The following is a 3,644-nucleotide window of genomic DNA, read 5'->3' on the forward strand; positions in this document are numbered from 1 at the left end:
GTCTCGGCGTCGGTGACCGGGGCGGGGATCGTCAGGGTGAGAGCGCGGGCTGTTTTGATCGCGCGTGCGGCGTCGGCGGTGGTGACGAACACGGGGTTCAGTCCTCGCTGTCTGCGAGGGCGGTTATCTGCGCGTCGCTGAGATGCTCGATCTCGGATGGCTTCTGCACGGCGTACCGCATCGCGAGTTGCATCCGGTGCGCGGGGTTGTTCATGTCAGGGACGTCCGCGAGCTGGGCGAGGGTCTCGCGGACGGTGGGGCGTTCCGCGGTGTACTCGCCGAGGACGGTGCTCCATCCGGTGTCCTTGCCGATGCGGCCGACCATGGCGGCCTGGTCGTAGGCGCGTTCAGCGACCGCCGCGGCGAGGATCACGTCACCGTGGTCTTCGGCGCGTCGGAGGATCTCGGCTGCCTCGCGCGGGTCCTCGATCATCGCGGCGCGGTCGGCTGCGTCGCGGCGGGACCGGGCGTCGCCTCCCTCGGTGCCGGGCGGCGGGACGAACGCTTTGCGCCGCAGCGCCCGGTTCTGCTTGGCGACGCTGGCCTCTGCTTCGTGGAGGAGTTCGTCAGCGCGGGTCTTGGCGGTGCGGTAGGCGCGGGCGATGTCGGCGCGGACCACTTCGGGCTTGGACCGGGTGTCGCCGCGCGCTGTCTCGATCTTGTATTCAAGGAACTGGTGGGTTTCCTCGATGTTCACGCCCTGGCCCTCTCTGTTCACGCTGCCCGGTATTCGGCGACCGCGGCGGGGTCGATCCGCCATTCGCGGGAACCCGGTTGTCTGCGGCCGGTCAGCGTGCCGAGCCTGCACGCTTTCCTGACGGCGTCCGGGGTCACGTGGAGGATCTCGGCGACCTCGGTCGTTGTCAGGAACCACGATGGGATCCCGGGATCACTGACGCCTACTCCGGTCGCGTCAACGCGACCGCGGTAGTCGTGGACGAGGGTGTCGACCAGCAGCAGGCCCCGGTAGGTGTTCGGCTGCGCGCGGTGCTGGACGAGCAGCCGCCGCAGGATCACCAGGACCTCGGTCGGGATCTGCCGTTCGTCGGTCACTCGTCGCTCTCCTGGGTGCGGTTGAGCTTGGCCGCGTGCCGGGCGGCGAGGCCGTGTCGGCGGCGCTCTGCGAGTTCGGCGAGGCGCCGGCGGCGGCCGTCCCGTCGACGCGCGTACTCGTCTCGGCGGGCGGCGAGACGCTCGTCAACGGCGGCGCGCATGTCGTCATCGGCGCTCACGGGCATGTCAGTTCTCCTGTTCGTGGAGCAGGACGGGCTTGTGTTCGTCGCAGCGCCAGCCGCAGGCGTACAGGCGGGCGGGGGCGTTGCAGTTACGTGCGGGGACGCTGCCGGCCGCGCGTGCCCCGCAGTGGTGCGGGCGAACTGGGGGCCGCGGCGGTGGGGTAAGCGGCTCGGGCATGTCAGTTCTCCTCAGTGATCGGCGGGCGTGCCTTCACGCGCCGCATGTATGGATGTGGCGGTCTGTGCTGAGCCGACGGCGCGCATGTCGTCGTCCAGGCGGCTCATGCGGCGGCCTTCCTGTCGCGCAGGTCGACCAGCCGGGCCCACATCTCTGCCTCCACACATGCCTTGTGGACGGGTGCGCCGCTGTAGGCGAAGTGGGCGGTGTGTCCGCAGTGCCGGCACCGGTCGGGGCGGCGCCGGTCCCATGCGGGGCCGCAGTTGAGGCAGTTGGGTGGGTGCCGGTCGTGGTCGCCGCGGATGTCGCAGCAGAGCATGCAGCCCTGGGGGTGGAACAGGAGCGGCTGGTTCCTCCAGTCCAAGCCCACCCGGCCGTCATGGAGCCACCGGGCGAGCAGTGGGCGGTGTTCGACGAGCGCGAGGGCCGTCGTCTCGGCAGCGCGGGGCCCGGAGACGCGGAGGATGCCCTCCTGGTCGAAGTGCAGTCGCAGCCCCCGCCGTAGGGCGTCTTCGAGGAGACCGACCGTCACCATGTCTCGCCGTCCTCCTCGTCGTCGTTTCTGACGCTGTTAGAAGACTGCGAGCCCGTGACCTGGGATTCTGACGGTTCTGACGGTTCTGACACAGCCCTGCCGTCCGGCACTCGGTACAGGCCGCGCTGCAGCTTCACCAGCCGCCCGGCTTCTGTGTGCCGCTTGAGGTACGTGTGCGCGTTCGCGCCGAACTTGTCGGCAACGTCCTTCGCTTTGGCCTGCCGTCCCGGGCTCTTTCGGACGAAGTCGATGATCTGCGCGGATAGGTCTGACACGGCGGCTTCGTCTTGGCGCTTCTCGGCACGTTCGGCGGCCTGGTCCAGGTCTTCGCCGTCCAGCACCCAGTTCGTTCCGTCGACCAGCCGAAGCGCGTACTCGGCTTCCGGCACGTCCTTGCCTGTGACCTTCAGGAACGCGTCTTCGGCCTTACGCTTGCGCGCGAGGACGATCACAGCGTCCGCAGAGCCCGCGAGCCCGTTCGTGCCGGACACGGCGTCAACGAAGTCTTCAGCGGCGGCTTTGCGGTCGTGGTGGACAACGACGACGGCGAGGCCTGGGTGAGTGTCCGCGACGGTCTTCAACTGCGCGCCGACGCGGTAGTCCCGCTGATACTGAGATTCGCCTTGTAGCGCCGGCGGCATCACTCGACCGAGTGTGTCCAGCACGATCATCGCCGTGTCCGGATGGAGGCGAAGCCATGCCTCCATGACCGGGATGACCTTCCCCGGCGGAAGGGTCGTCATGTAGTGGAACAGGCCGGGGATCGGGCCACCGTCGAGGATGATGCGGCACCGCGACTGCATGCGCCGGTCGCCGTCTTCCAACGCCAGGTACAGGACGCGCCGCGCTTTGCCGACCGCCAGCTTGCCGACCGCGTGACCGCCAGCCGCGAGGCCGAGAAGGATGTTCCCGATCAGCCACGACTTCCCGGCCTTCGGTGGCCCGACGAGGATCGTCATGCCCTCCGGCAGCAGGCCGGGCACCGCCCACTGCAGCGGCGGGAACTCCTGGGAGTCCAGCCACACGCCGTCGCGGACGTCGCCAAGGAGTTCGGCGTCTAGTTCCTCTCGGCTCTGCTCGGTGTCAGAAGCGTTAGAAGTGTCATTTTCGCTGGTCACGGGCTTCCGGGTTTCTGACACCGATGTTTGTGGAGGGGCGGGCGGCTCAAACGGGTGCGGCTCTCCACCGAGAGCTTCCCCGTGGTGCTGTGGGTGCGTCTCGTGGCTCCCGCAGCTGACGCAGTAGAGGGCAGGGTTCATGCGCCCTCCCGCTGTGCCCATCGGAGCGCGGCTCGGTACACCGCGGACTCTGCTCGGACCCTTGGGTTGGCTGCTCCGCCGTACTCGGTTCCGTCGTGCCGGATCAGCGCGGCGTAGTAGGCCGGGCCGCCGGGCCGCTCTCGGCGGCGGCGCACTTCCATCTGCAGGGGGATGTCGCGGACGCTCTCAGCGACGGGACGCCACGCGCCGGCCATGACCTCCTCCGCCTCGGCACGGCCGACGTCGCGACCGTGGTCGAAACAGCTGGGGAGGAAGGCCATAGCTTCGCGGTAGCCGGCGTGCCGTGACTCGCGGTCGCGCTCGGCCTGGTCGCCGATCTCCTCGACGAGGGCGGCGGCCTGGGCGACGAGAGCCCGGAGCGTGTCCGACGTGTCGGTTACGCTGGTCGCGCTGATACCGGTCCTGGTGGGGGCCGA

Annotated in this window: 7 protein-coding genes; all 7 read right to left on the minus strand. The window is 69.3% G+C overall.

Going from position 1 to position 3,644, the window contains the following annotated elements:
- Positions 1–97: 97 nt before the first annotated feature.
- Positions 98–718 carry a hypothetical protein gene (locus tag SM418_RS37785; protein ID WP_371946452.1) on the minus strand — a complete coding sequence of 207 codons (621 nt, stop codon included), beginning with the start codon at positions 716–718 and terminating at the stop codon, positions 98–100.
- Positions 715–1,053 carry a helix-turn-helix domain-containing protein gene (locus SM418_RS37790; protein WP_371946453.1) on the minus strand — a complete coding sequence of 113 codons (339 nt, stop codon included), beginning with the start codon at positions 1,051–1,053 and terminating at the stop codon, positions 715–717. The genes SM418_RS37785 and SM418_RS37790 overlap by 4 nt, the downstream gene beginning before the upstream one ends.
- The gene (locus tag SM418_RS37795; protein WP_371946454.1) at positions 1,050–1,238 is read right to left on the minus strand and encodes a hypothetical protein; all 189 of its coding nucleotides are present in this window, start codon (positions 1,236–1,238) and stop codon (positions 1,050–1,052) included. The genes SM418_RS37790 and SM418_RS37795 overlap by 4 nt, the downstream gene beginning before the upstream one ends.
- Before the next feature lies 1 nt (position 1,239).
- A complete protein-coding gene (locus SM418_RS37800; RefSeq protein ID WP_371946455.1) occupies positions 1,240–1,413 on the minus strand; it encodes a hypothetical protein in 174 nt (57 codons plus the stop codon).
- Positions 1,414–1,516: 103 nt separating this feature from the next.
- The gene (locus tag SM418_RS37805; RefSeq protein WP_371946456.1) at positions 1,517–1,948 is read right to left on the minus strand and encodes a hypothetical protein; all 432 of its coding nucleotides are present in this window, start codon (positions 1,946–1,948) and stop codon (positions 1,517–1,519) included.
- Positions 1,942–3,066: an AAA family ATPase gene (locus SM418_RS37810; protein WP_371946457.1), complete on the minus strand. Its 1,125-nt coding sequence runs from the start codon at positions 3,064–3,066 to the stop codon at positions 1,942–1,944. The genes SM418_RS37805 and SM418_RS37810 overlap by 7 nt, the downstream gene beginning before the upstream one ends.
- A 137-nt stretch (positions 3,067–3,203) precedes the next feature.
- Positions 3,204–3,644, minus strand: a 441-nt coding sequence (locus SM418_RS37815; protein ID WP_371946458.1) for a hypothetical protein, incomplete at its 5' end; no start/stop codon positions are given.

The organism is Actinomadura chokoriensis (assembly GCF_041463665.1).
In the GTDB taxonomy this organism is placed as follows: domain Bacteria; phylum Actinomycetota; class Actinomycetes; order Streptosporangiales; family Streptosporangiaceae; genus Spirillospora; species Spirillospora chokoriensis_A.

What these genes read in the sequence shown, in the direction of transcription:
- SM418_RS37805 (WP_371946456.1), bottom strand. Translation starts at nt 1,948, where the DNA reads ATGGTGACGGTCGGTCTCCTCGAAGACGCCCTACGGCGGGGGCTGCGA.
- SM418_RS37800 (WP_371946455.1), bottom strand. Translation starts at nt 1,413, where the DNA reads ATGCCCGAGCCGCTTACCCCACCGCCGCGGCCCCCAGTTCGCCCGCAC.
- SM418_RS37795 (WP_371946454.1), bottom strand. Translation starts at nt 1,238, where the DNA reads ATGCCCGTGAGCGCCGATGACGACATGCGCGCCGCCGTTGACGAGCGT.